At 73.8% G+C, this 25,241-nt stretch carries 21 protein-coding genes; 8 read left to right on the top strand and 13 right to left on the bottom strand.

Going from position 1 to position 25,241, the window contains the following annotated elements:
* Positions 1-118: 118 nt before the first annotated feature.
* The 5 genes from OG392_RS35240 to OG392_RS35220 form a co-directional block, all read right to left on the bottom strand.
* Complete coding sequence (locus OG392_RS35240) at positions 119-904, bottom strand: polysaccharide deacetylase family protein (RefSeq protein ID WP_329286338.1); 786 nt, start codon at positions 902-904, stop codon at positions 119-121.
* A gap of 194 nt (positions 905-1,098) precedes the next feature.
* Positions 1,099-1,476 carry a hypothetical protein gene (locus OG392_RS35235; RefSeq protein ID WP_329287654.1) on the bottom strand — a complete coding sequence of 126 codons (378 nt, stop codon included), beginning with the start codon at positions 1,474-1,476 and terminating at the stop codon, positions 1,099-1,101.
* A 118-nt stretch (positions 1,477-1,594) separates the two neighbouring features.
* Positions 1,595-3,142, bottom strand: a complete 1,548-nt coding sequence (locus OG392_RS35230; RefSeq protein ID WP_329286336.1) for an ATP-dependent DNA ligase — start codon at positions 3,140-3,142, stop codon at positions 1,595-1,597.
* 52 nt (positions 3,143-3,194) lie between these two features.
* A complete protein-coding gene (locus tag OG392_RS35225; protein ID WP_329286333.1) occupies positions 3,195-4,388 on the bottom strand; it encodes a DUF6397 family protein in 1,194 nt (397 codons plus the stop codon).
* A 147-nt stretch (positions 4,389-4,535) separates the two neighbouring features.
* Positions 4,536-4,949, bottom strand: a complete 414-nt coding sequence (locus tag OG392_RS35220; protein ID WP_329286331.1) for a roadblock/LC7 domain-containing protein — start codon at positions 4,947-4,949, stop codon at positions 4,536-4,538.
* Between the two features lie 152 nt (positions 4,950-5,101).
* Here OG392_RS35220 and OG392_RS35215 point away from each other — a divergent pair, with 152 nt between their 5' ends.
* The gene (locus OG392_RS35215; protein WP_329286329.1) at positions 5,102-5,527 is read left to right on the top strand and encodes a PPOX class F420-dependent oxidoreductase; all 426 of its coding nucleotides are present in this window, start codon (positions 5,102-5,104) and stop codon (positions 5,525-5,527) included.
* Positions 5,528-5,562: 35 nt separating this feature from the next.
* On the opposite strand, the gene OG392_RS35210 is transcribed toward OG392_RS35215, so the two are convergent.
* The 5 genes from OG392_RS35210 to OG392_RS35190 are packed head-to-tail and all read right to left on the bottom strand — an operon-like array spanning position 5,563 to position 11,126.
* Positions 5,563-6,180, bottom strand: coding sequence for a GTP-binding protein (locus OG392_RS35210; protein ID WP_329286327.1), 618 nt, complete (start codon positions 6,178-6,180; stop codon positions 5,563-5,565).
* The gene (locus OG392_RS35205) at positions 6,161-6,577 is read right to left on the bottom strand and encodes a DUF742 domain-containing protein (protein WP_030316908.1); all 417 of its coding nucleotides are present in this window, start codon (positions 6,575-6,577) and stop codon (positions 6,161-6,163) included. The genes OG392_RS35210 and OG392_RS35205 overlap by 20 nt, the downstream gene beginning before the upstream one ends.
* A 14-nt stretch (positions 6,578-6,591) precedes the next feature.
* Positions 6,592-7,026 (bottom strand): roadblock/LC7 domain-containing protein, encoded by a 435-nt coding sequence (locus OG392_RS35200; protein ID WP_329286325.1) that lies wholly within the window; start codon positions 7,024-7,026, stop codon positions 6,592-6,594.
* A complete protein-coding gene (locus OG392_RS35195; RefSeq protein ID WP_329286324.1) occupies positions 7,023-10,244 on the bottom strand; it encodes a sensor histidine kinase in 3,222 nt (1,073 codons plus the stop codon). Before OG392_RS35195 ends, OG392_RS35200 begins: the two co-directional genes overlap by 4 nt.
* A 54-nt stretch (positions 10,245-10,298) precedes the next feature.
* Entirely contained in the window at positions 10,299-11,126 is an 828-nt protein-coding gene (locus OG392_RS35190) for an MHYT domain-containing protein (RefSeq protein WP_329286322.1), read from the bottom strand.
* Positions 11,127-11,303: 177 nt separating this feature from the next.
* Here OG392_RS35190 and OG392_RS35185 point away from each other — a divergent pair, with 177 nt between their 5' ends.
* From OG392_RS35185 to OG392_RS35165, 5 genes are all read left to right on the top strand, one after another.
* Entirely contained in the window at positions 11,304-11,912 is a 609-nt protein-coding gene (locus OG392_RS35185; protein ID WP_329286321.1) for a class I SAM-dependent methyltransferase, read from the top strand.
* A 189-nt stretch (positions 11,913-12,101) separates the two neighbouring features.
* Positions 12,102-14,039 carry a bifunctional serine/threonine-protein kinase/glutamate ABC transporter substrate-binding protein gene (locus OG392_RS35180; RefSeq protein WP_329287652.1) on the top strand — a complete coding sequence of 646 codons (1,938 nt, stop codon included), beginning with the start codon at positions 12,102-12,104 and terminating at the stop codon, positions 14,037-14,039.
* Positions 14,040-14,125: 86 nt separating this feature from the next.
* Positions 14,126-14,461 (top strand): hypothetical protein, encoded by a 336-nt coding sequence (locus OG392_RS35175; protein ID WP_329286318.1) that lies wholly within the window; start codon positions 14,126-14,128, stop codon positions 14,459-14,461.
* Positions 14,462-14,612: 151 nt separating this feature from the next.
* Positions 14,613-15,656: a hypothetical protein gene (locus tag OG392_RS35170; RefSeq protein WP_329286317.1), complete on the top strand. Its 1,044-nt coding sequence runs from the start codon at positions 14,613-14,615 to the stop codon at positions 15,654-15,656.
* Between the two features lie 199 nt (positions 15,657-15,855).
* The gene (locus OG392_RS35165) at positions 15,856-17,244 is read left to right on the top strand and encodes a tannase/feruloyl esterase family alpha/beta hydrolase (RefSeq protein ID WP_329286316.1); all 1,389 of its coding nucleotides are present in this window, start codon (positions 15,856-15,858) and stop codon (positions 17,242-17,244) included.
* A 36-nt stretch (positions 17,245-17,280) separates the two neighbouring features.
* Here the strand turns inward: OG392_RS35165 and OG392_RS35160 are convergent, their stop codons facing one another.
* Together OG392_RS35160 and OG392_RS35155 are read right to left on the bottom strand one after the other, a co-directional pair.
* A complete protein-coding gene (locus OG392_RS35160; protein ID WP_329286314.1) occupies positions 17,281-17,826 on the bottom strand; it encodes an MOSC domain-containing protein in 546 nt (181 codons plus the stop codon).
* Positions 17,827-17,913: 87 nt separating this feature from the next.
* Positions 17,914-19,005 carry a fatty acid desaturase family protein gene (locus OG392_RS35155; protein ID WP_329286312.1) on the bottom strand — a complete coding sequence of 364 codons (1,092 nt, stop codon included), beginning with the start codon at positions 19,003-19,005 and terminating at the stop codon, positions 17,914-17,916.
* A gap of 480 nt (positions 19,006-19,485) precedes the next feature.
* On the opposite strand from OG392_RS35155, the gene OG392_RS35150 reads away from it, so the two are divergent.
* The gene (locus OG392_RS35150; RefSeq protein WP_329286310.1) at positions 19,486-22,617 is read left to right on the top strand and encodes a DEAD/DEAH box helicase; all 3,132 of its coding nucleotides are present in this window, start codon (positions 19,486-19,488) and stop codon (positions 22,615-22,617) included.
* Positions 22,614-24,050: an SWIM zinc finger family protein gene (locus OG392_RS35145; protein WP_329286309.1), complete on the top strand. Its 1,437-nt coding sequence runs from the start codon at positions 22,614-22,616 to the stop codon at positions 24,048-24,050. Before OG392_RS35150 ends, OG392_RS35145 begins: the two co-directional genes overlap by 4 nt.
* Here the strand turns inward: OG392_RS35145 and OG392_RS35140 are convergent.
* Positions 24,043-25,152: a hypothetical protein gene (locus tag OG392_RS35140; RefSeq protein ID WP_329286307.1), complete on the bottom strand. Its 1,110-nt coding sequence runs from the start codon at positions 25,150-25,152 to the stop codon at positions 24,043-24,045. The genes OG392_RS35145 and OG392_RS35140 overlap by 8 nt on opposite strands.
* Positions 25,153-25,241 lie beyond the last annotated feature (89 nt).

Raw genomic sequence — 25,241 nt, 5'->3', positions numbered from 1 at the left:
CCTTGGGGACCGGGCCCCTTCGGTGTCACATACGTATGAACGGTAGACCTTTCCCGAATGTTCCGAGCGTTCCCCCGTGGGCGGTGTGAGGCGCCTCACCCGGTTTCGGGGGATCTCGTCAGTCCTTCTCGGGGCGATAGACGGAGCCCGGTTCGGCCTTGCCCGGGGCCAGCAGTTCGGGCACGGTCACGAAGGTGAAGCCCCGCAGCTTGAGCTCGTCGATGATCGAGGGAACGGCCGGGACGGTGCCGTCGTAGATGTCGTGGAGCAGGATGATCCCGTCCCGGTGCGCCTGTTCGAGGACGCGCTGGCGTATGAGGGCGGAATCGGTGGTGGCGTAGTCCTTGGCGGTGATGCTCCACAGGATCTGGGCGAGCCCGAGTTCCCGGCTGACGTCGGACACCGCTCCGTCGGTGCGGCCCTGCGGCGGGCGCATCAGGGTGGGCTTACGGCCGGTGATCTTCTCGACGGCGTCCTGGGTACGCGACAGCTCGTCGCGGATCTCGGACTCGTCGAGATCGGTGAGTATCCGATGGGTCCAGGTGTGGTTGGCGACCTCGTGACCCTCGTCGGCTATGCGCTTGACGACCTTCGGATAGCGGTCGACGTGCTTGCTGCCGAGCAGGAAGAAGGTCGCGGGAACCTTCTTCTCCTTGAGGATGTCGAGGAGCCGGGGGGTGTCCTCGCCCGGACCGGCGTCGAAGGTGAGAGCGATGCACTTGACCTCGGCGCAGTCGACGCGACGGGCCTCGGCGCCGGCCTTGTCGTCCGTTCCGCCCTCTCCTCGGGCGTCCTGCGGAGTGACGGTGTCGACTCCGCAGCCGCCGAGCGTCAGCATCAACGACGCCGCGGCGATCAGGACAGTGGCCGCCCCCCTGCGTCGGCCCGGCCTGGATCGGAACATGGTGGAACCCGCTTTCCCCGGTGGTGTCTTCGGTCATGCCGGAAAACCACCTGGTCAGGGCGGTACTCACGGCAGACGGAAAACTCTACACACGGTGTATACCGGGGAAGGCAGGGGGGTCCTTCAAGCCCGCGGGCGCACGCGAACCCCGGACGGCGCCCGTCCGCTCCGTCCGGGGAGTTCGCGCCTCCTGCTCAGCGGGATGCCAGCAGCAACCGGGCCTCCGTCTCCTGGTCACCGGAGACGGACTGCTGGGACTGGATGTCGAAGCCGGCGGCGAGCACCTTCTCGACCTCGTTGACGGCGTGGTAGCCACCGCTGAGCGTGGCTCCGACCGGGGAGGTCAGGGAGGTGGGGCGCACCTCCTGGTGGCGTCCGCCGGCCGTGTCGAAGGTCGCGGTCCAGACCGTGGGGGAAGGCCCCGCGGCCGCCTGGGGGCCCGGAGCCGTCATGTCCTCCAGCTCGTAGACGCCGTCGAGGACGCCGAAGACGGCCTGCGCGTCCTCCCGGCTGCAGCCACTGAGCTGCACGGTCACGTCGGTGTCGATGTGCAAGTCGTACACGTCGCTCATCTCCTCGCGGCCCGCCGGTCGCTCGTGGAGCCCCGCGCTCGTCGTGCCGGCGCTCGTCGTACCACGTCTCCAGCATCCCTCGCGGGGCGTCGTCACGCGAGGTCCACCGCCCCTCCGCTCAGGAACGGCCGATGATGTCCTCGACCGTGTCGGCCTCGGAGGCCCGCTTGTCGGGGCGGTGGCGCAGGACGCGGGCGAACCGGAGGGTGACACCGCCCGGATAGCGCGTCGAGGCCTGGAGTCCGTCGTAGGCGATCTCGACGACGAGTTCGGGCCGGACCCGGACGGTGAATCCGTCGTCCTCCACGGCGAGTTCACCGAGCCGCTCGGTCTGCCAGCGCAGCATGTCGTCGGTGAGCCCTTTGAAGGTCTTTCCGAGCATCACGAAGTCACCGTCCGCCGTGCGGGCGCCGAGGTGCAGATTGGAGAGGAGCCCGGTCCTGCGCCCGTGGCCCCGCTCGACGGCGAGGACGACGAGGTCGACGGTGTGGACGGGCTTCACCTTCAACCAAGTCCGCCCCCTGCGGCCGGCTACATAGGGCGCTTCCAGGGCCTTGACCAGGACTCCTTCGTGCCCCCTGGCCAGGGTGTCGGTGAAGAACCGCTCGGCGGCCTCCATCTGCGCGGGATCGGTGGGGTCGGCCACGACGAGGCGGCGGACCCGCTGGGATTCGGGGAGCAGTCCGGCGAGGACCGCGTGCCGTTCCTGGCCGGGCCGGTCGATCAGTCCCTCGCCGTCGGCCGCGAGGACGTCGAAGAAGACCGCGGTGAGGGGCAGGGCGGCGTGTGCTCCGGCGACATCGGTGCGGGATCCGACCCGCGAGGCGATGGACTGGAACGACACGGGGCGTCCCGTGCCGGGGTCGAGCGCGATCACCTCCCCGTCCAGGATGAAACCGTCGGCCGGTACGGCGCGCGCGGTCGCGACGACCTCGGGCAGCCGGTCGGTGATGTCGTCGAGCGAGCGGGTGTGGACCCGGACGTCGTCACCGCGCCGGTGGACCTGGACCCGGATGCCGTCGAGCTTCTCCTCGACGACACAGGGCCCGAGAGCACCGATCGCCTCGGTGACGGAGGCCGCGGTGTGCGCGAGCATCGGCTGCACGGGATTGCCGACGCGGAGGGTGAACCGGTCCAGGGCGGTGGCGCCTTCGGCGAGCACGGCCTGCGCGACCGGGGGCAGAGAGCCTTCGAGCATCACGGCACGCCGCAGCTCGGCGGCGGGCACGGTGGCGGCCTGGGCGACGCCTTCCAGCGCGACGGCGTCGAGCGCTCCCTGGCGCACCTCCCCGGTGAGCAGCCGCAGCAGGAGCTGCTGCTCGTCGTCGGTGGCCGCGGCGAAGAGGGCGTGGACGAGCCGGGTCCGCTCGGCACGGGAGCCGGCGCCGGAGACCGCCGCGAGCTCCGTCATCACCGCGTCGACGCGCCCGAGCGTGAGGCCCGGCCGCTCGACGGGCGGGACCGCGGGCGGGACCACCTCCTTGAGAACGCTCCAGCCCACCCCGATCCGCCCCTGCGGGAGCCGACCGGAGAGGTAGGCGATGACGAGCGGGCTCTCCTCGGGCTCGGCCTCGGCGAACAGCTCGGCGAGGAGCCGGATCTTGCGCGAACGCGCGGATGTGGCCGCGACCTCGCGGGACACCTCCGCAACACGGGCGAGCAGCATGAGGCCATCCTCCCCACACCGCGCCCGCGCCGCACGCCGCGCGCCGCCGTCGTCAGGGCCAGGAGGCCGGGCGCTTCCGCCCACCGGCCCGCCCACGGTCGGCGGCCCTCCGGCGCCGCAGCCGGTCGAGGAGCCTGGCGCGCGCGGCCGGACGGCTCGGCGGACGGTCCACCGCGCTCGGCAGCCCCGCCGGAACCGGAGCTGGAGGTGGAGCCGGAGCTGGAGGTGGAGCCGGTGCAGGAGCCGGTGCAGACCCAGACGCAGACGCAGGGACGAGGCCATGAACAGGAGCCGAGGCCACCGGTACCGCCGGTGGCAGGGGCGGCAGAGACGGCACGGCCCTCATGGCCGGTACGGCCCGCGCGGGCGGCAGGAGCGGTCCGGGCTCCGCGGTCGCGACACCCGGCCGCCGCGACATCCCCAGGGACACCCCGCCCCCGGGCCACTCCCCCGCAGCACCTGGCCGCCCCGAAGCGCCGGGATACGGCGCGGGTTGCTCCGTCCGAGCCTCGTCGAGCGCCAGGGCCAGGCTCATCCGGTGCCAGAGGATCTCGTCCGGGTCGTCGGCCCTCATGAGCCGCTCGGCGATGTCGCGTGCCTCCGCCCGCACCGGCATCCCGGGCGGCGCCGAGGGGCGCAGCCGGTCGAGGTGGGCGCGCTCGTAGGGGTCGTCGACGACCTCGGCCACCTGGACGGGGTCGAGCATCGAGGCCATGGCGGCGGCCCGTGCCCATGGGTCGTCCGTGGCGCGCAGGAGCGCGCCGAGCCGCCGTGTCCGCCAGTTCCTGGGTCGCAGGTCCTCGTGCGCGGCCAGCCGTTCACGGAGTTCCACGGGCAGCCGCCCGGTGAGCAGCGCCGGGCAGGTGAGGCCGAACGCGGCGACCTCTTCCGCGAGATACGTCCAGACCACCGCCCGGTAGCGGTTCAGGGAGAACCGCACGGGACTGACGTGGCCCGTCCGGGCCAGCCTGACGAAGCGCTCGGGAGTGATCTCCAGGAGCGCCGCCGCCTCCCCCGTGCCGACCGCGTGCACCCTTTCGCGCAGGCCGACGGGAAAGTCGGGCGCGGCCCTGAGCCGGTCGAGCTCACCCCTCTCGACCCGCCGTCGTCCGCCCTCCCCCGCCGGCACCGTCCTCACCAGGCCGAGCTGAACCGCGAGCCGGAACTCGTCGCGCCTCAGTTCCAGTTCCTGCGCGGCCCGCCCCGGCGTCACCGTCACCGTGCGCGCTCCCTCGTCCACCGTCATCGCGTGGCCCTCCCCCGTACGTCCGTGGTCTCTCCGTGTCGCGGATCGCTCCGACCCGCCACCGAAAACGTAACGCAGAGTGACGACTTCCGCACGGCCTGTGGACAACCGTCTGTGGACGACTCCCTCAGGACGGTTGGGGTGGCGTCAGATCAGGCCGCCCTCCGGGCGTCCCGGCTGCCGGGCCGCCACGCCGAGGTGCTCGCCTACGCGGTTGACCAGGAGCGTCATCTCGTACGCCACCTGGCCGACGTCCGCTTCCGCCGCGCTCAGGACGCAGAGGCAGCTGCCCTCGCCCGCCGCCGTCACGAAGAGCAGCGCCTCGTCGAACTCCACCATCGTCTGGCGCGCCCGCCCCGCCCTGAAATGCCGACCGGAGCCCCGGGCCAGGCTGTGCAGGCCCGAAGAGACGGCCGCGAGGTGCTCGGCGTCCTCGCGTGCGAGTCCGCTGCTCGCGCCCGTCACCAGGCCGTCGTTCGACAGCACGAGCGCGTGCCGTATGAATCCGACTCGCTTGGTCAGGTCGTCGAGCAGCCAGTCCAGTCCCTTGTCCAACGCCATCAGTGGTCCTCCCCCTGGGTGGTGCGTCCCGGTGACCCGGTTGTCCCGTGGTCCCCGTGCCGCGGTGGTCCGCCGTATCGCCGCAAGCCTTACGCACTGTCGTGAACAGGGCAAGCACTGCACCACGCCCGCGCGTGCCGCAGGATGGGGGCATGACGAGGATGACCGATGATCAGTGGCGGACCTTCGTGTCCGAGGGAACCCGTACCGGCAAGCTGGCGACCGTGCGCGACGACGGCAGTCCGCACGTCGCGCCGATCTGGTTCCTCCTGGACGGGGACGAGTTGGTGTTCAACACGGGCAAGGAGACAGTGAAGGGACGCAACCTCGCGCGCGACGGCCGGGTCTCCCTGTGCGTCGACGACGACACCCCGCCGTTCTCCTTCGTCGTGCTCAGCGGTCGCGCCGAACTCAGCGAGGAACCGGCGGAGTTGCGCCACTGGGCCAGCCGCATCGGCGCCCGCTACATGGGCGAGGACCGGGCCGACGAGTTCGGGGAGCGCAACGCGGTACCGGGCGAACTCCTCGTCCGGGTACGCGTCCAGAAGGTGATCGCCCAGGCCGGCGTGGCCGACTGACCGGCCCGGCCCGGCACGGCCGGTGGTACGGCGACTCAGCAGACCGTGTCGAGGAGCCGGGCGGTGTGCATCCGCCCGGCGTACTCGACGAGCCGGATGAGCACTTCCTTGCCGGAGTCACGATCGCGCGCGTCGCACAGGACGACGGGCGTCCCCCGGTCCAGGTCGAGTGCGCGGGAGACGTCGGCCGCGCCGTACGTACGCGCGCCCGTGAAGCAGTTGACGGCGACCACGAAGGGGATCTTCCGGTGCTCGAAGTAGTCGACGGCCGGGAAGCAGTCCTCGAGTCGCCGTGTGTCGGCGAGGACGACGGCCCCGAGCGCGCCCTGTGACAGCTCGTCCCACAGGAACCAGAACCGGTCCTGACCGGGCGTCCCGAAGAGGTACAGGGAGAGTCCGGAGCGGATGGTGATGCGGCCGAAGTCCATGGCGACGGTCGTGGTCGTCTTCTGGGCGACTCCCCCGGTGTCGTCGACCGACTCGCCGGCACGGCTGAGCTGTTCCTCGGTGCGGAGCGGCCGGATCTCGCTGACGGCACCGACCAGGGTGGTCTTGCCCACGCCGAACCCACCGGCGACCAGGATCTTCAGGGCGAGGGCGGTGGTGTCCACTTCGTCGTCCGCACCGGTGCTCTCAGAGCGCTCGTAGGCCATCGATTACTTCCCTCAGGATTCTTTCGTCGGGGAGCTGTGCGGGCGGTACGGGCCGGCTGACGCGTACGAAGCCCGACTCGAGGAGATCGCCGAGGAGGACCCGCACGACACCGACGGGCAGGTCGGCGTCGGCGGAGAGTTCGGCGACCGACTGGGTCTCGGCCCGGCACAGGGCGAGCAGGGACCGGTGTTCGGGGCCGAGGAGCGATTCCTCGGCCGGTCCGGGCGGGTCGTCGTCGACGACGACGAGGGCGATGAGGTCGAACCGTACGTTGCTGGGCCCCGGTTTGGTCCGGCCACCGGTCATCGCGTACGGGCGCACGAGCGGTCCCGCGTCGGCGTCGTACCACTGACTGCCCGGCACGGACGGGCCGCCGCCGGTGCTGTCCTCGTTCATGGGCCTTCTCCGGGTCAGCCGGCGGCCGGCGGGGTCACCGTGAGCCGCGGCGGGGTGTGCAGGTGCTCGCCGACGCGCTTGACGAGGCGGGCCATCTCGTACGCGATGAGGCCGATGTCGGCGCTCACGGAGCTGAGGACGGCGAGGCAGGAGCCGTCGCCCGCTGCGGCGACGAAGAGGAATCCGTCGTCCATCTCGACCATCGTCTGGCGGACGCCGCCCGTGTGGAACTGACGCCCCGCCCCCTTGGCGAGGCTGTTGAAGCCGGAGGCGATGGCGGCGAGGTGTTCCGCGTCCTCGCGGCTCAGCCCGTTGGAGGCCCCGACGGCGAGCCCGTCGTTGGACAGCACCACCGTGTGGCGGACCTCCCGGACTCTCATCACGAGGTCGTCGAGCAGCCAGTCGAGCTCGCCGGACCGGTGGTGGGAGATCCTCTGGTGGTCGATCATCGCTGGTCTCCTTCGGGGCGGGGTGCGTCGAGGGGGGTGGTGCCGTGGCCGGGTTCGTGACCGGTGCCGGTTCCGAGGGGACGTCTGCTGCCCGGGGCCGCACCGCCGCCCCGCCGCCAGCCGTCGCGATAGGCCGCCATGCGGTCCCTCACGACTTCCGGGGTACGGGCGTCGGTGCCCGGATCGGCCGGTACGAACACCGGTGCCGAGGGGGGTGCCTCGCGCAGCTGGGGGACCAGGCTCGCCTGTCGTACCCGGCGCGGCAGCTCGCCGTCCGCGTCGTCGCCGTGTCCGGCGTGCTCGGCCGCACCCGCGGGACCTGTGGCACCTGCGGGCGTGCCGGGCTGCTGCTGCCGGGCCGGCGGTACGGACGGTCCGCGGCGACGCAGTTCGGTGACGCCGGAGGGCGGCGGTCCGGGCTCCGTGGGGGCCGTGAGCGCGGGCACGACGGTCGGGCGCGGCAAGGACTGCGGGCGCGTGGGAGCGGGGGGCTGCGGCGGGACCGGCGGCCGGGCGCCGCCCGTCTCCCTGGGCAGGATTCCGGGCCGGGCGCCGCCCGGTGGCTGCGGGGCGGACCCGCGCGGCGCCGGGACGGGCCCCGTGGGGGTGCCTCCCCCGAGGGTGGGGGCCTGGGTGGGCGGACCGGCCTGCGCCGGCGGGCGGGGCACCGGGGGACGGCCGAAGCGGCGGGCCTCGGCGCGCTGGGCCTCCTCGCGTTCGCGTGCGGCGCGCGCGTCGTCCGTGCGCCGGTCGGAACCGAGGCGGTGCGAGCCGATCCCGTCGGGGCCGAACCGGTCGCCCGTCGTCCGGTCGTCGCCGCTCTGCCGATGGTCCGCGCCCGGCTCTCCCCGGTCGGGGGCGGGCGTCCGGGGGTCGCGCGCCTGCGGCGTTCCGGCGGGGGGTGTGTCGGTTCCTCCGCCGCTCGCGGCGGCGCTGCGGCCCGGCGGCAGGGCGCCCTGGAGGAGATCGGTCGGGAGCAGCACGACGGCCGTGGTGCCGCCGTACGGGGAGGTCCTCAGCTGGACCTTGATGTCGTGGCGGGAGGAGAGCCTGCTGACCACGAAGAGGCCGAGCCGGTCGCTGTCGAAGAGGTCGAGGGCCTCGGACTGGGCGATGCGGGCGTTGGCCTCGGCGAGGGTCTCCTTGCCCATGCCGAGTCCCCGGTCCTCGATCTCCAGGGCGTATCCGTTGCCGACGGGCTCCCCGCTGACTCGGACCTTGGTGTGGGGCGGAGAGAACTGGGCCGCGTTCTCGATGAGTTCGGCCAGGAGGTGGGTGAGGTCGGCGACGGCGCCGCCGACGACGGCCGTCTCGGGGAGCCGGCGGACCTCCACGCGCGCGTAGTCCTCGATCTCGGAGACGGCGGCACGGACGACGTTGGTCAGCGGGACGGGCATCCGCCAGGCGCGGCCGGGGGCGGCGCCGGAGAGGATGATGAGGCTCTCGGCGTGGCGGCGCATCCGGGTGGTGAGGTGGTCGAGCCGGAAGAGGTCGCCGAGTTCGTTGGGGTCGTCGGCGCGCCGCTCCATGCTGTCCAGGAGGTTGAGCTGGCGGTGGACGAGGACCTGGCTGCGCCGGGCGAGGTTGACGAAGACACCGGAGATGCCGCTGGCGAGTTCGGCGCGTTCGACGGCGGCGGAGAGGGCCGCGCGGTGGACGGTGGTGAGTGCCTCGCCGACCTGTCCGATCTCGTCCTGGGAGACGGGACCGGGCGGGGTCTCGGCCTCGACGTCGATCTCCTCCCCGGCGCGCAGCCGCCGCATGGCGGCGGGCAGTTTGCCGCGTGCGATGCCGAGGGCGGTGTTGCGGAGGCTGACGAGTTCGACGACCAGGCCCCGGCCGATCCGGACGGAGATGACGAGGGAGGCGGCGACGGCCGCGAGACCGAGGTTCACCGCCGCGCCGGCCGCGGTGAGGACGCCACCGGCGAAGGGGTCGGAGCGGTCGGTCGCGGCGGCGCGGGCGTCGGTCTCGATCGCGGTGAGTCCGCTCCGTACGGCCGCGAGGGTGTCGTCCCAGTCGGCGCTGGGGACCGCCTGGGCGGCGGCGCGGCCGGGGCTCTCGGCGCGGATGCGGTCCTCGGCCCGGGTGAGCCGCGTGTGGTCTCCGCCGACGGCGAGCCGGTCCCACGCGGCCCGTGCGGCGGCGGGCAGGTCGGCGGTGGCGGAGGCGGTGAGGGTGCGCCGGGTCTCGACGGCGCCGGAGAAGGCGCGGAGCCCCTCCTCCGAGAACCGTCCGGTGAGGTGGGCGGCGGTGAGCAGCGCGTCCTCGCGGGAGAGCATCTCGCCGGCCCGGCCGAATTCCAGGAGTACGCGCGCGTCGGAGCCCTGCTGGGCGTCCTGGATGCCGGCGAGGGCTCCGCCGACGGCGAAGGCGGCGGAGACGGCGGCGGTGTACTCCTCGTAGACCTGGTTCCCGTCGGCGTGTCCGTCGGAGGCGGCGGTACGGAGCCGGGCGAGGCCCTCGACCTTTCCGACGAAGGCGCTGACCCGCTCCCCCACGTCGCCGGGGAGGTCCCCGGTGTCGCCGACGGTGTGCGTCTCGTCCAGGCGGAGGCGGTCGACGGCCTCGTCCATGCGGCGCATCCGGTCCTTGAGCTCGGCGGCCCGGGTGGCGCCGGGGGCGGCTGTCTGCCGTACGGCGGCGCGCCGTTCGGCCTGGAGGGCGGCGAGGGCGGCCGTCACGGGCTCGCGGATCTCGGCGTCGACGCGCTGGAGCTGACGGAGCCGGGCGACGTCCTGGGCCGTGGTGACGGTGGCGAAGCCCCAGAGTGCGAGGAGCGAGACGACCGGGACCATCAGGAGCGAGACGATCTTGGCGCGGACGGTGCGGGGCCGCAGGCCGTGACGCGGAACGCCTGCCCCGTGCCCGGCCGCGGCATGAGGCGACGACGGGCGGCCGTGGGGGGCGACGTGGTCTCCGGGGGCGGCCGATCGACCGAGGGCGGCTGTGCGACCGGGGACACGGCCGGTCCCGGCCACGTGCCCCGCGTCGTCTCCGTGTCCGGCGGAGGCCGGGCGGTGTCCCGCGTCGGGTCCGTGTCCGGCGGAAGCCGGGGGGTGTCCGGCGGAGGCCGGGTGACCGGCGCCGGGGAAGCCCTCGGGTGTGGGTTCGCCCGGCTCGTCGGCGGGGGGCCCGGCGTGTGCGCGCCGCCCGCGCGCGGCCGCCGACGGCGGCGCCGGCGCCTCGGCGTCGTTGGTCCTGCGGGGAGTTCGCATGGCCTCCTCGTTCCGGCTGCGACGGTCTCTGGTGCGTGGCGTACGGGGTTCGGTTCAGCTCGTCGATGTGCGGACGGCCTCGGCGGACCGGAAGCCCGGAGGCGCGACGTCGACCGCCCGGTCGTCGGTGAGGCGGCCGGCGGAGGCGTACGCCGCACGCTCCTTGGCCGTCGGCGAGAGGGCGACGAAGGCGGAGGTGATGAAGAGATACGAGCCGAGGCCGACGGCGAGCGGGAAGATGAACTGCATGAGCGTGGCGCCGGGGAGGGTGGCGGTCGAGGGGACCACGTCCACCCGCACCGCGAACATGCCGGTGTAGTGCATGCTCGTGACGGCCGCGCCCATCACGAGCGAGGCGACGGCCACGGCGGCGGGCGAGTGGATGTTGAGGGCCGCCCACAGGGCCGCGGTGGCGGCGACGACGGCGATGAGCACGGAGAGGCCGACGAAGAGGGGGTCGAAGTGGACCTCACCGTGGAGCTGGAGGGCGACCATGCCCATGTAGTGCATGCTCGCCACGCCGACACCCGTGGTGAGTCCGCCGATCAGGAGCGAGCGGACGCGGTCGCGTCCGTAGCCGACGGCGAACACCCCGACGCCGACGACGACCATCGCGACGACGAGGCTGAGAAGGGTGAGCGGAACGTTGTAGCGGATGTCGGTGCCGGCCACGCCGAAGCCGAGCATCGCCACGAAGTGCATCGTCCAGATGCCGGTGCCGATCGCGGAGGCCGCGGTGAGCAGCCAGTTGCGACGCGAGCGGCCGGTCGCGTCGAGGGCGCGAACGGTGCAGCGCAGCCCGAGGGCGGCGCCGACGCAGGCCATCGCGTACGCCAGTACAGGTGTCAGCCAGCCGAAGGTGGCGTGGTCCAGGTGTCCCATGGCTCCGGAACGCTAGTGCGCATCAGGGGGCGCACCAGGGGCGCATTTCGAAAGCTGATGGAATATGACAGAGAGATGATCCCGAACGATCACACCGGGCTCGAACGTGCACGCAGACGATGCACACAAAATGTTCACAGACGACGGTCACTCCTCCGGGTACGGAATCATGGGCGTATGAGCGATGACCCCACACACGTCCGAGAGTTCTTCGGCGCCCGCGCCGCCGACTGGGACAGCCGCTTTCCCGACGACGGCCCCGCGTACGCGGCCGCGGTGAGGGAACTCGGCCTGCGCCCGGGCGACGCGGTGCTCGACGCCGGCTGCGGGACCGGACGCGCCCTCACACCGCTCCGCGAGGCCGTCGGCTCGTCCGGCACCGTACTCGGAGCCGACCTCACCCCCGAGATGCTCGCGCGGGCCGTCGCCGCCGGGCGCGGCGGCACGGCCGGAACGGCGACGCTGCTGCTCACCGACGTCGGACGCCTGCCGGTGCGCGACGGCGCGCTCGACGCGGTCTTCGGCGCGGGGCTCGTCTCCCATCTCGCGGATCCCGTGGCCGATCTGCGGGAACTCGCCCGCGTCGTGCGGCCCGGCGGCCGGCTCGCGCTCTTCCACCCGATCGGTCGCGCGGCCCTCGCGGCCCGCCACGGCCGTCGGATCACCCCCGACGACCTGCGCGCCGAACCCCGGCTGCGTCCCGTACTCGCCGAGGCCGGCTGGCGGCTCGTCGGTTACGTCGACGAGGACGCCCGCTACCTGGCCATGGCCGTACGGGAGAACTGAGGCACGGATGCTCGCGCTCCGTACTTCCGTACGGAGCGCGAACGGACCGGACAGGCCCGAAGAGGGCCCCCTGGCCCCGTACTTGATCCGACCGGATAGCTCGCCCGGATGTGGCAGAGTCGGGCAAAGCCGGTGGTGTGACGGAGGGGGCATTGAGTGGCGCGGGTGGTCGACGATCGGTTCGAGCTGATGGAGCGGCTCGGCGGGGGCGGTATGGGCACCGTGTGGCGTGCCATGGACCTCGCGCTCCATCGTGAGGTGGCCCTCAAGGAGGTCCGCCCGCCCGACCCCGCACTGGCCGAGTACGACCCCGAGGCCGCCCGCGAACTCCGCATCCGGGTTCTGCGTGAGGCCCGGGCACTCGCGCGCGTGGCGCACCCCCAGGTGGTGACCATCCATCACATCGTGGACGGCGGGGAGGGCACGTACCCCTGGCTCGTCATGGAACTGGTCCCCGGCGGTTCCCTCCAGGACCGCCTCGACCGCGGTGAACTCACCGTCGGCGAGGCGGCGACTCTGGGGCGCGGAATCCTCGCGGGACTTCGGGCGGCCCACGCGGTGGGCATCCAGCACCGGGACATCAAGCCGCCGAACGTCCTGCTGCGGCCCGACGGGCAGCCGGTCCTGACCGACTTCGGCATCGCGGCGATCCACGGGGCCACCGCCCTCACCGCCGCCGGGTCCATCATCGGCACGCCCGACTACATGGCGCCCGAGCGCGTCAGCGGCGAGGAGGGCGGGCCCGCCGCCGACCTCTGGTCGCTGGCCATGACGCTGTACGTCGCGGTGGAGGGCCACCATCCGCTGCGACGCGCGAACACGCTCGCCACGCTCGCGGCCGTCCTCGGCGAGGACGTGCCGCCGCCCCTGCGGGCCGGGGCGCTGACCCGGGTCCTGACGAACGTGCTGGTACGGGATCCGGCGGCGCGCCCGGACGGCGAGGCCCTGGACCGGATGCTCGCCGACGTGGAGGCCCGTGCCGGAACGGACGCCCACCACCGGCCGGGGCCGGAGACCCCGTCTCCGCCTCGGCCCCCGCATCGAGCGCAGCCGCGGCCTGAGCCGCGGGAACGGGTTCCGCATGCGGGCCCGGGCGACGGACGCCCCGCCGTCGACGCGGGCGCGGACACCGCCACCTCCTTCCCCCTCGCGCCCCCGCTCCCGGCCCGGCCGCCGACGGCGCACAGACGGCGCGGCGGGATGTACGCGGCGGTCGCGGGGGCGGCCGTCGTCCTCAGCGGTGTGCTCGTCTGGAACCTCCTCCCGCTCGGAGGCACGAAGGACGACGGAGACGGCGATCGTGCCGAGGGCAAGCCGAGCGGCCAGGGATCCTCACCGTCGGGACCGTCCACGCCCGCCACGGGCGCGTCCGGCGCCGACCCGACCGGCGGAGCCAAGATCACCATCGGCATCAAGTTCGACCAGCCCGGACTCGGCTTCAAGAACCCGGACGGCACGTACGCGGGTCTCGACGTGGACGTGGCGACCTACGTCGCCCGCGTGCTCGGGCACGCTCCCGCCGACATCGTCTGGAAGGAGGCCCGGAGCTCCCTGCGCGAGTCGCTCCTGACCGGCGGGGACGTCGACCTCGTCGTGGCCACGTACACGTACAACTCCCTGCGGGACCAGAAGGTCGACTTCGTCGGCCCCTACTTCATGGCCCATCAGGACGTCCTGCTCCCCTCGGACGACACCACGGTCAAGCGCCCGACGGATCTCGACGGCCGGAAGGTCTGCACGGCCACCGGTTCCAGTACCGCGCTGCTGATCCGGACGAAGCTCGCCCCCCAGGCACAGGTCGTGACCCGGGACAGCCACTCCCGCTGCATCGACGACCTCGCCACGGGCGCCGTCGACGCCGTCACCACCGACAACACGCTGCTCGCCGGGTACGCGGCGCGAGACACGTACAAGGGCCGGTTCAAGCTCGCCGGTTTCAGCGTCAGCGACGAGCCCTACGGCATCGGCGTTCCGGAGGGCGGCGACGCGAACGGCGCCGTCCGACGGGCACTCCAGAAGATGATCGACGACGGCTCCTGGAAGAAGGCCGTCGAGAGGAACCTCCCGCTCCTCAGCGACGCCACACCGCCTGCCCAGCAGTGGCCCACCAGCGGTGGGGCTCCCTGACAGACCCCAACGCACCCTTCTTTCGCGGCACTGCACTGACTACCGTGGATGTGCCGGGCAGTCGTGCCCGGGAAAGGCGGTGCGGCGTGGCACGGGTACCCGAAAGACTGCGGAGGCTCCTTCCGTCCGCCCGGCGGGCCCCCGAGGCCGCCGCGCCGGCGCCACCGCGCCCGCGGCAGGGGCACAACCTCTTCGAGGCGGCCGCCGAGTACGTGGCCGCGTCCGCCGAGGACGATCCGGCTCGCGCCGAGGAGGCGGCCAGCCGGGTCTCCCCCGGGATGCTGTCGTTCGGCGTCAACGAACTGGCCTGCCGGGCCGTCCTCACCCTCGCCAGGGAACGGAACGAGTCGCCGAGGGCGGTGGCCCGCTCGCTCCTCGGCCTGCGGGAGGACCCGGCGGGGCGACCGCCGGCCGAGGCATAGCCCTCGGTACGGGGCGGGCCGGGGCACGCCGCCGCCGCGGTCTGTCGCCCGGCCCGGACCCGTACGGCGATGCAGGTCACGGCGCCGGGCTATGGACAGGCCTCCCTGCTCACTGGTTAAGGTGCGCCGACAACCAGATGGGGAGGCATGCGTGGCTGGGACGGACCCGATCGCCGAGGCCGAGGGCGAGGGCGCTGCCGACGCGCTGTTCGTGCTGACCGCGGCACTTCTGACGCCCGCGCGTTTCCCGAGCGTCCTCGGCGACGACTACCCGGCGGCCTGCGCGGCCCTCGGGCTCCAGCCGTACGCCGAGGGGTACGGGCTCGTGTTCGGCCAGGACGGGCTCGGCGCGCGGTGGACGGTCGTCGTGGACGATGTGTCACTGGTCGCGGTGGCCATCGCCTCCTGGGACTGCGGTATGGCCTACGACCTCTCCCCCGACGAACACTCGGTGGTCGCCGGGCTGCCGGGCTGGCCGCTCGCGGTGGCGACCCGCGCGCCCGGCGTGCCCGACCCGCACGACCCGGAGCCCGAGGAGGGCGACCCGGCGCCGCTGGTACCGCCGTCCGGCGACGCGTGGGGACCTGCCCAGCGGCGCCTCGGCGCGGACGAGGTGGCGCTCCAGTGGTCGGCCTGGCGGAGCCAGGTGACGGACGACGCGCCGCCCGGCACAGGGTCGGAGACCCCGTCCGGGACACCGGCGCCGTCCGGGATCACGGCGCCGTCCACGCCCGTCGTCCCGTCCGGGACACCGGTCGAGACCACGCCCAGGCCCACGACGTGGTTCGACAGGCCCTCCGCCCGGAAGTCGGCGCCGTCCGCTCAGGCGTCCTCTCCCGCCAGCACGGCTCCGTCCACCGGCACGGCGGCGTCGGTGACGACCGCGCCGTCCACCGACGCGGCACCGGCCGCCGCCGACCCGTACGCCGGGGTCCGCCGCGCCCTCGACGAGCTGCGCGGCTATCTGGAGGAGCCGCCGCCGGTCGGACGGGTGCGGTCCTCCGACTCCGGTACGGACGGCGGCGTGCGGACGTTGCGCGCGGACGGCCCCGGCTGGTCGCTGGTGGCGCGTCCCGACGACATGGCCTTCGTCCTGCTCGACGAGCTGCCGGGCGAGGTCCTGCCGGTCGCCCGCGGTCCGCGGCTGCCGGCGCTGCTGGAGGGGCTCGACGCGATGGCCGTCCGGCCTTCCTGATCGGGTCCTGGTCGGCCTGGTCGGCCTGGTCGGCCGCCGACAGTGCCTTCGTCCTTCTCCAGAGGCGCGCGGCGAGGGTGTCATGCCGGTCCACACCACCCGACGGCCCGAGGTGTGGTCCGGGACCATGGCCCGGTGGTGAGGGTGCGCCGCACGATGTGGCGCCGCATCCCTTTCCCTCGCCCCCTCGGAGGCCTCCATGCGCCTGTTCCCAGGCGTCCCGCTGTTCGCAGCGCTCCTGACCGCCGTCACCGTCCTGGCTCCCGCGGGTCCCGCAGGGGCGGAGGAGCAGGCAGGGGCGGGCACCCCCGCGCACTGCGCGCGTCAGGACCGGCTCCACGTTCCCGGCGCCGAGCACCAGCAGTCCGCCTGCCTGGCGGATCTGACGACCGCCGGGCTCGCGGGCACGCCGTACACCGACACCGCTGACCAGGCCGGGCTCGCCGCCCTGGGGTCCCGTCACCCCTCGGGCGTCCCCGGCGTCCAGATCGACGGCTACTTCCCCGACGACTCGCGGCTCAACGCCACCCACGGCTGGGCGCACGACGCCCAGTTCGTCATCCGGCTGCCCGACCGCTGGAACGGTGGCCTCGTCGTCACCGGCGCGCCCGGCACCCGGCGCCAGTACTCCACGGACGCGCTGATCTCCGACCAGGTCCTCGCCGCGGGCTTCGCCTACGCCGCCACCGACAAGGGCAACACGGGGCCGGACTTCTTCACCGACGGGCGCGGTCCCGGCGACGCGGTCGCCGAGTGGAACCGCCGGGTGACGGAGCTGACGCGGGCAGCGAAGAAGGCGGCTCGGCAGCGTTACGGCAGCGCCCCGGAGCGTACGTACATGACGGGCATCTCCAACGGCGGCTATCTGACGCGCTGGCAGCTGGAGAACCGGCCCGAGCTGTACGACGGCGGGGTCGACTGGGAGGGCGTGCTGTGGACCTCCCGCGGGCCCAACCTCCTGACGAGCCTGCCCGTGACGGTGGCCCGGTCGCTCGGACAGGCCTCCGACGAGGATCTGATCGCGGCGGGCTTCGCGCCCGGTTCGCGCTTCCTGTGGCCGTACTACGAGAAGGCGTACTGGGGGCTGACCCAGAAGATCTTCCGCGCCGAGTTCGACCCCACGTACGATCCCGCCTGCCCCGGTTCCACCGCCGGCGGGACCGTGGAACAGATCTTCGCGCCCTGTGCCTCGGACGCCGCGTACGACTACGCCTCCCGGCCCGCTTCCGTCCACCGCGCGGTGGCGAAGGTCGCGCTCACCGGTCGCATCGGCAAGCCGCTCATCACCCTCCACGGCGACCTCGACACGCTGCTGCCGCTCGCCACGGACTCGGACGTGTACGCGCGGATGATCGACGAGCGGGGCCGGGGCGGGCTGCACCGGTTCTACACGGTGCAGGGCGGGACGCACACCGACGGTCTGTACGACACGTATCCGGACCGTCTGCGTCCGATCCTGCCGTGCTACCGCTCCGCGTTCGACGCGCTGACGGGCTGGGTCGAGAGGGGTACGGCTCCCCCGGCGGACCGGACGATCACCCGGCCCGCGAGCGGTGACGTGGTCGACTCCTGCGCCTTGGAGGGGTGAGCCCGAGGGCCCCGGAGGAGCCCCGGCGCCCGTCGCTCAGACCTTCTCCAGCGGACGGTGCGGGCCCTCCGGCAGCTCGGCGCGGATCGGGTCGCCGGGGCGGACGTCGCCGCCGGCCAGCACGACGCCCATGATCCCGGCCTTGCGCACGATCTCGCCGTTCGCGTCACGGCCGACCACCTGCTTGAGCAGTCCGTGCTGGAAGGCGTCGATCTGGGCGCACGGGTTGCGGAGTCCGGTGATCTCCACGACGGCCTCCGCGCCGAGGTGCAGACGGGTACCGGTGGGCAGGCCGAGGAGGTCGATCCCCCGTGTGGTGACGTTCTCGCCGAGGTCGCCGGGAGCGACCTCGAAGCCGGCGTCGGCGACGTCGTCGAAGAGCTCCGCGTGGATGAGGTGGACCTGACGCAGGTTCGGCTGTGTCGGGTCCTGGGCGACGCGCGACCTGTGCTTGACGGTCACGCCCGCATGGACGTCGCCCTCCACGCCGAGCCCGGCGAGGAGGGTGATGCCCTCGCGGTTGGGCTTGGTGAACGTGTACGTGCCGTTGCTGCTGACCGTGATGACCGTGCCGTCGCTCATGGCGAGGAGTTCCCCTTCTCCGCTTTCCGACGGCCGGAGCACCGACCACCGCACCGATGATCACATCGGGTGTGACCGACTGCGACCCTACTCGGCCCACTCGGACCGCAGCGGCGCGCCCACGTCGTGGAGATGGCCGAGTGCCTGGCGGTACGACTCCACGAAACCGGTCTCCGTGTACGGGACGCCCAGGGCGGCGCAGTGCGCGCGTACGGCGGGCTGGGCGAGACGCAGGTTCGGGCGCGGCATGCTCGGGAAGAGGTGGTGCTCGACCTGGTAGTTGAGACCGCCGAGGAACCAGTCGGTCAGAGCGCTGCCCCGGATGTTGCGCGAGGTGAGCACCTGGCGCCGGAGATGCCCCCAGCTGTCGCCGTCCGCGTGCTCGTCGGGCCGCTCCATGCCCTTGTGGTTGGGAGCGAAGGCCATGCCCAGGTGGACGCCGAGGAGCATCTGGTGGACGAGGGCGAAGACGAGCGCCTGGGCGGGGGTGAGGAGGGTGAGCAGCAGGGCGGTGTAGCCGCCGAAGTGGGCCAGGAGCAGCGCGCCTTCGACGAGCCGCTCGCGGCGGGAACGGCAGGGGCCGTCCTCGGCGAGCAGGGCCTGGACGCCGTACACCTTGAGCGCGATGCCCTCCAGGGTCGTCAGCGGGAAGAACAGCCAGGCCTGGTGGCGGGTGAGGAATCCGCGCAGCCCCGTGCGGCCGGCCGTCTGATGCTCGGCGAAGACGAGGATGTCGGCCGCGACGTCCGGGTCCTTGTCGAGGTGGTTGGGGTGGGCGTGGTGACGGTTGTGCTTGTCGTTCCACCACTCGCGGCTCATGCCGAGGAGGAGGTTGGCGTGGACGAGCTGGAGGATCCGGCTGACCTTGCGGTTCGCGGTGATCTGGGTGTGGCCCGCGTCGTGGCCGACGAACGCCGCCCGGGCGGAGAACAGCGCCAGGGGTACGGCGAGGAGGAGCGCCCACCAGGAGGGGCCGATCAGGGCGAGACCGGTCACCACGGCGGCGACGCCGAGGAGGTTGACGGCGATTCCGCGGGCGTACCAGCCGGGGCGGTGATCGAGGAGGCCCTGCGACCTGACCGTCCGCAGGAGCGGGGTGAACTCGCTGCCGCCCTTGGCACGGGCGGGCGCCGCGGCGGGTGCGGCGGCGGCCGGGGGCAGGACGGTGGCCTGGGACATGGCGGGCTCCGGTTTCTGTCGGTCGTGACGGGGCGGCGGCGCGTGGGGCGGTGACGGCGTCCGTGACGGCGTCAGCCTCGGTGTCCGGACGGTGTCGGCGTCTGCGTCCGTTGCGGCGCTGGGGGCGGTGGCGGTGGTGTCGCCGGCGGCGCAGGGGGCGGTGGCGTCCGCGTCGGTTGCGGCGCAGGGGGCGGTGGCGGTGGCGGCGGTTGCGGCGCAGGGGGCGGTGGCGGTGGCGGCGCTTACGACCGTGCCGGTGACGGTCCTTGGCGCCTACCGAGAACGTACGGATCCGTGATCATCCGGGCCATGGCGTCACCACCCCTCCCCGATCGGGGGTGCGCCGGGGGCACGGGGTGGGGTTCGCCCCACCCCGTGGCGACTGTGGCCTGGATCACGCGCGGCAAGTACCTTGTCGACCCGGTGCGGTGAGGTACCCTCGGCCGCTCGGACGTCAGGTAGTCAAATTTGAGGAATGCATTGTCGCTGTCGCACGGACCCGATGATTCCGCCCGCGAACCCGCTCAGCCGTCCCCTCCGGTATCCGCCCAGGAGCCCTTCCGGGACGCCTCCCGGAACCCCTCGCTCGAACTCACCCGCCACGCCGCCGTCTTCCTCCCCGCCGATCCGCCCCGCGCGGGCCTGATCGCCTTCTGGTCCGCGGACGGCGACGTGCTGCCGGGCCCCGAAGACCTCGCGACCGGCACCCGGCCGGACACTTGGACCGACAGCGACACCGCCGTCGTGAGCTGGAGCGGCTGCGCCCGTGTCGACGGCGCCGACATCACGGTGGTGGACGAGGAGACCCTCCGGCCGGTGACGGTCCCCGCGCGTGTCCTGTCCGTACGCGATGCCCTGCCGCTGCTCGCGCATGCCCGCTTCTCCGACACCGCGGCACCCGCCAGCGCCTTCTGGGGCGCCGCCTCGCTCCTCGCTCTCGACCTGGTCTCCCGCGGCCTGCTGCTGCCCGGCCTCACCCCCGGCGGCGTCGACGCGTGGCGGGCCGGTCCGCTGGGGCCGGGCGAGCTCGCCGGGTTGCGGACGCTCGCCGCGTCGATGCCTCCCGAGGCCCACGCCGTACCGCTCACGTCGGACGAGCCGCCGCTCCTTCCCGAACCGGAGGCCCTGCTGCGCGCGTTCACCGACGCCGTCGCGGACACGCTTCCCCGTACCCCGGCCGCTCCGCTCGCCGCCGGTGGTTCGGCCTTCGCCGCCGACGCGCCGCAGTCGATTCCCGGGCAGCGGGCGTGGGCCGCCGATGTGGCGGCGGTGTACGACGCGGGCGTCCGGCTGTCACTCAGGCTCGAACTGCCGGGCTTCACCGCCGAGTCGGAGAAGGCTCCCGACTTCCGGGCGGTTCTGCAGCTGCACGACGTCGCCGACCCGAACCTCGTCGCGGACGCGGCGGAGGTGTGGGCGGGCTCCGGCCGGACGGCGGCGGCGTTCGGTCCCCGGGCCCGGATGGACGCCCTGCTCGCCCTCCGGCGCGCCGCACGGGCCTGGCCCCCGCTGGCGCCGCTCCTGACGGCGGCCGTGCCGGACACCGTCGAACTCGCCGACGAGGAGGTCGCGGAGCTGCTCGGTACGGCGGGCCCGGCCCTGGCGGCCGCGGGCGTTCAGGTGCACTGGCCGCGTGAACTCGCCGACCGGCTGACCGCGAGTGCGGTGATCGGACCGGTGGGCGATCCACCGCCGGAGGGACAGCACACCGCCGGGGGCGCGGGTGCCGTCGACGGGTCCTGGTCCGGTACGGAAGGACTCCGGTCCGGCGCCGAGGAAACCGGCGTGGCGGCGTTCGGATCCGGCGACGGGGCGGAGGAGGCACGGCCCTCCTCGACCCTCCCTTCCTTCCTCTCCGCCGACGCCCTGCTCGGCTTCAACTGGCGCTTCGCCGTCGGCGATCAGGAGCTGACCCGCGCTGAGCTCGACCGGCTCGCCGAGGCCGGACGGCCCCTGGTCCGCCTGCGTGACCGCTGGGTGCTGGTCGACCCCGCCGAGGTGCACCGGGCACGGTCGCGGCAGGACCGCACGATGACTCCGGTCGACGCCCTCTCGGCTGTCCTCACCGGCACCACCGAGATCGACGGCCGGCCCGTGGAGGTCGCGGCGACCGGCTGGCTGGAACGCCTGCGGGAACGGCTCGCCGAGCCCGAGGGCGACCGGCCGCAGCTCTCCCAGCCCCCGGCGCTCGCCGCGACCCTGCGCGACTACCAGCTGCGCGGGCTGGACTGGCTGCACCGGATGACCTCGCTCGGCCTCGGCGGCTGTCTCGCCGACGACATGGGCCTCGGCAAGACCATCACGGTCATCGCCCTGCATCTGCACCGCCAGGCCGACCCGTCCTCCTCCGGCCCCACCCTCGTCGTCTGTCCCACCTCCCTCATGGGCAACTGGCAGCGGGAGATCGAGAAGTTCGCGCCCGGAACGCCGGTGCGCCGCTTCCACGGCGCCACCCGCGGTCTGGAGGACCTCGCCGACGGTGGGTTCGTCCTCACCACGTACGGCACCATGCGGCTCGACGCCGGGCGACTCGCCGAGCAGAGCTGGGGTCTCGTGGTCGCGGACGAGGCTCAGCATGTCAAGAACCCCTACTCGGCGACGGCCAGGCAACTGCGGACCATCGGCGCCCGCGCGCGCGTGGCGCTGTCCGGGACGCCCGTCGAGAACAACCTCTCCGAGCTGTGGGCGATCCTCGACTGGACCACGCCGGGGCTGCTCGGCACCCTGGGTGCCTTCAGGACCCGGTTCGCGGCCGCCGTGGAGGGCGGGCGCGACCAGGCCGCCGCGGCGCGACTCGCCGCGCTGGTCCGCCCGTTCCTGCTGCGCCGCCGCAAGTCGGACCCCGGCATCGCGCCCGAGCTGCCGCCGAAGACGGAGACCGACCGGGCCGTCTCCCTGACACCGGAGCAGGCCGGTCTCTACGAGGCGGTGGTACGGGAGACCCTGGCGGCGATCGCCGAGGCCGACGGCATGGCGCGGCGCGGCCTGGTCGTCAAGCTGCTGACCGGGCTCAAGCAGATCTGCAACCACCCCGCCCAGTACCTCAAGGAGGAGCGCCCGAGGATCGAGGGCCGCTCGGGCAAGCTGGAGCTGCTCGACGAACTCCTCGACACGATCCTCGCCGAGGGCGCGTGCACCCTCGTCTTCACCCAGTACGTCGGGATGGCCAGGCTCCTGGAGACCCACCTCGCGGCGCGGGGCGTGCGGACGCAGTTCCTGCACGGAGGGACGCCGGTCGCCGAGCGCGAGGCGATGGTCGCCCGTTTCCAGAACGGAGAGGTCCCGGTCTTCCTGCTCTCCCTCAAGGCCGCCGGTACGGGGCTCAACCTCACCCGTGCCGAGCACGTCGTGCACTACGACCGGTGGTGGAACCCGGCCGTCGAGGCCCAGGCCACCGACCGGGCGTACCGGATCGGACAGGACCGCCCGGTGCAGGTGCACCGGCTGATCGCCGAGGGGACGATCGAGGACCGGATCGCCACCATGCTCGACCGCAAGCGGGAGCTGGCGGACACCGTTCTCGGGACCGGCGGGGACACCCCGCCGGAGCTGACCGAACTGACCGATGCCGAGCTGGCGGAGCTCGTACGACTGCGGGGTGACGCACGATGAGCGGGTACGGACACGAGGCCGACGAGCGGACGTTCGCGGCGCTGCCGCCCGCGCGGGGCGCGGCCTTCGCCAGGACCTGGTGGGGTCTGGCATGGCTGAAGGCCCTGGAGGACACCGCGCTCGACGGCCAGCAGCTCAAGGCGGGACGACGGCACGCGCGCGCGGGAGCCGTGGGCGCCGTGTCGGTACGGCCCGGCCGCATCACGGCGGTGGTGAAGGACCGCGACGGCACGGCGTACCGCAGCGACGTCCTGGTGCGGGAGTTCGCGGAGGAGGAGTGGGAGCGGCTTCTGGACCTCGCCGTCGACAGCGCGGGTCATATCGCCGCCCTCCTCGACCGCGAGATGCCGCCGCACCTCGTCGAGGACGCGGCGGCTGCCGGGCTCGATCTGCTGCCGGGGATCGGTGATCTCGAACCGGAGTGCGGCTGCGAGGCGTGGGACCACTGCCCGCACTCGTCGGCGCTCTGCTACCAGGTGGCCCGGCTGCTCGACGAGGATCCCTTCGTCCTGCTCCTGATGCGGGGGCGCGGCGAGCGCACCATCGTGGACCAGCTGCAGGCGCGCAGCGCCTCGCGTGCCGCGACCGGCGGGCGGGTCACGGACGACACGCCGGGCGCGGAGGCGGCCGAGGGTCCCGGAGGGATGCCGGGCGTGTCGGCCGAGGAGGCCTACGCGGCGGGGTTCCTCGTGCCACCGCTTCCCGCACCTCCGGTCGCCGCGGAGGCGCCGGGCCGGTCGCTGTCCCTGGACACGGAGACGGAACCGGAGCCCGGGGTCGACCCGGCGGCTCTGGAGTTCCTCGCCTCGGACGCGGCGGGCCGCGCCCACCGGATGCTGGTCGAGGCGCTCGCGGCCGGAGCGGCGGCCGAGGTGAAGCCGCTCGGTGGCACGTCGGTCCACGACGGGGCCGCGGTGTCCGCGACGCCGACGGCTCGGACGGCGGCGGTGGTTCGGACGGCGCCGGCGGACAGGGCGGCAGCGGCGGTTCGGACCGTGCCGGCTGCTCCGCTGACGGTCGCTCAGGACGCGGCGCGGCTCGCGGCGGGCTCCCCCCTGCCCTGGATCGCGGCGCGGCTCGCCACCGGCTCGGGTCGGACGCGGGCGGAGATGGACCTCGCCACGCGCGCGTGGGGGTTCGGAGGCGCCGCCGCCCTCGCCGTACTGGAGGAGGAGTGGACGCCGGACGCCGAGGCGCTCGTGTGGGCGGGGACCCGGCTCACGGAAGCCTGGGAGGACGACGATCGCCCGGCCCTGCGACGCTCCGGTGGCGCGCGGTGGACGGTGGTGGGCGCGGAGGCGCAGCTGCGGCTCGGCGAGGACGGGCGCTGGTGGCCGTATCTGAAGGCGGGTGGCCGCTGGTCCCCCGCCGGACCGCCTGACCGGGATCCGGCGACGGCTCTGGCCACGGCCTTCGCCGCCGGGCCTATGTGAGCGGGCGGCTGAGGGCGCCGTCACCCCTGGTGGTGACGGCCAGACTGCACGCGACGACGTCCGAGCCGAGGAGGTAGCTCGTCCGGTACGGGTACTGGACGAAGGTCGTCCAGCGCGTCCCGAGCGGCTGCCGCGCGGCCTTGCGGCGCAGGGGTTCGCGGCAGAGCAGAGCGGCCGCCTCGCGGATCGCGGTGTCCGTGGCGTGAAGGCCGGTCAGGCGGAGCCGGGCGACGAGTTCGGCGTGGTGCGGCGTGTCGCAGCTGCGCCGGAGTGCGGTGCCCGGCGCGCCGCGGTCGATGTCGAAGCAGTCTCCGACGCGCAGAGCCTCGAAGGAGACGGGGCGGGACGATCCGCCGCCACCCGTCGCGGGGCGGTTCGGCCGGGTGGTGGCGGTGGTGCCGCCGGTCCGTGGGGGCGTGGCGGACGGGCCCTTCCCGGGGGCGACGGTCCGGTGCGGGGACGCGGTACGGGTCGGCGTGGCGTCCGGGGTCGTGTCGGCCGAAGGCGTGTCGGCGGTACGGCCGCCGGCCGCTTCCGGGGCGCCCGAGCTCGCGGGGGCGCGTCCTCCAGCGCTCGGCGGTGTGGCCTCGTTGCGGCGTTCGCCGTCACCGGAGATGACAGGGGACGGCGCGCCGATCCGGTCGCCGCCGGGGCGCTCGGCCGTGGAGAGGTTCTGCTCGTTCCCGCCCCGCGCGGCGACGAACGCGCCCGCCACGAGCCCGGCGACGAGCAGCGGGACGAGCGGCACGCCGAACCGGCGGGCGCCGCGGGCGGCAGGCCCTGGCCTGGGCGCGCCGAGCCGGACGATGCGGGGCGACCACCCGGAGTCGGAACCGGAATGGGAACCGCCACCGGAACCGAAGCCAGGCCGCTCGGCCGGTACGGAGCGGCTCAGCGGGCTCGCACCGGAGACGTCACGCGGCCCGGGCTCACCGAGCGAGCCGGACGGACCGGACGGACCGGACGGACCGGAGACGTCGGACGGGCCGGGGACGGAGGACGGGACGAGTGGGCCTGAGGCGGCGGAAGACGGAAGGAGCGGTCCGGACGGGTCGAGCGGGACGGCCTCCGCATCGATCGCCTCGGCGGTCACATCCGACACGCCGGACATATTCGATGTTTCGAACGATCCGGGCTCACGGGGCGAGTCGCGCTCGCCCGGTCGGCGGTCGGGCGGCGGGGTGGCGGTGG

Source organism: Streptomyces sp. NBC_00691 (assembly GCF_036226665.1).
Lineage (GTDB): Bacteria > Actinomycetota > Actinomycetes > Streptomycetales > Streptomycetaceae > Streptomyces.
This window is presented reverse-complemented; position numbering and strand designations above follow the sequence as displayed.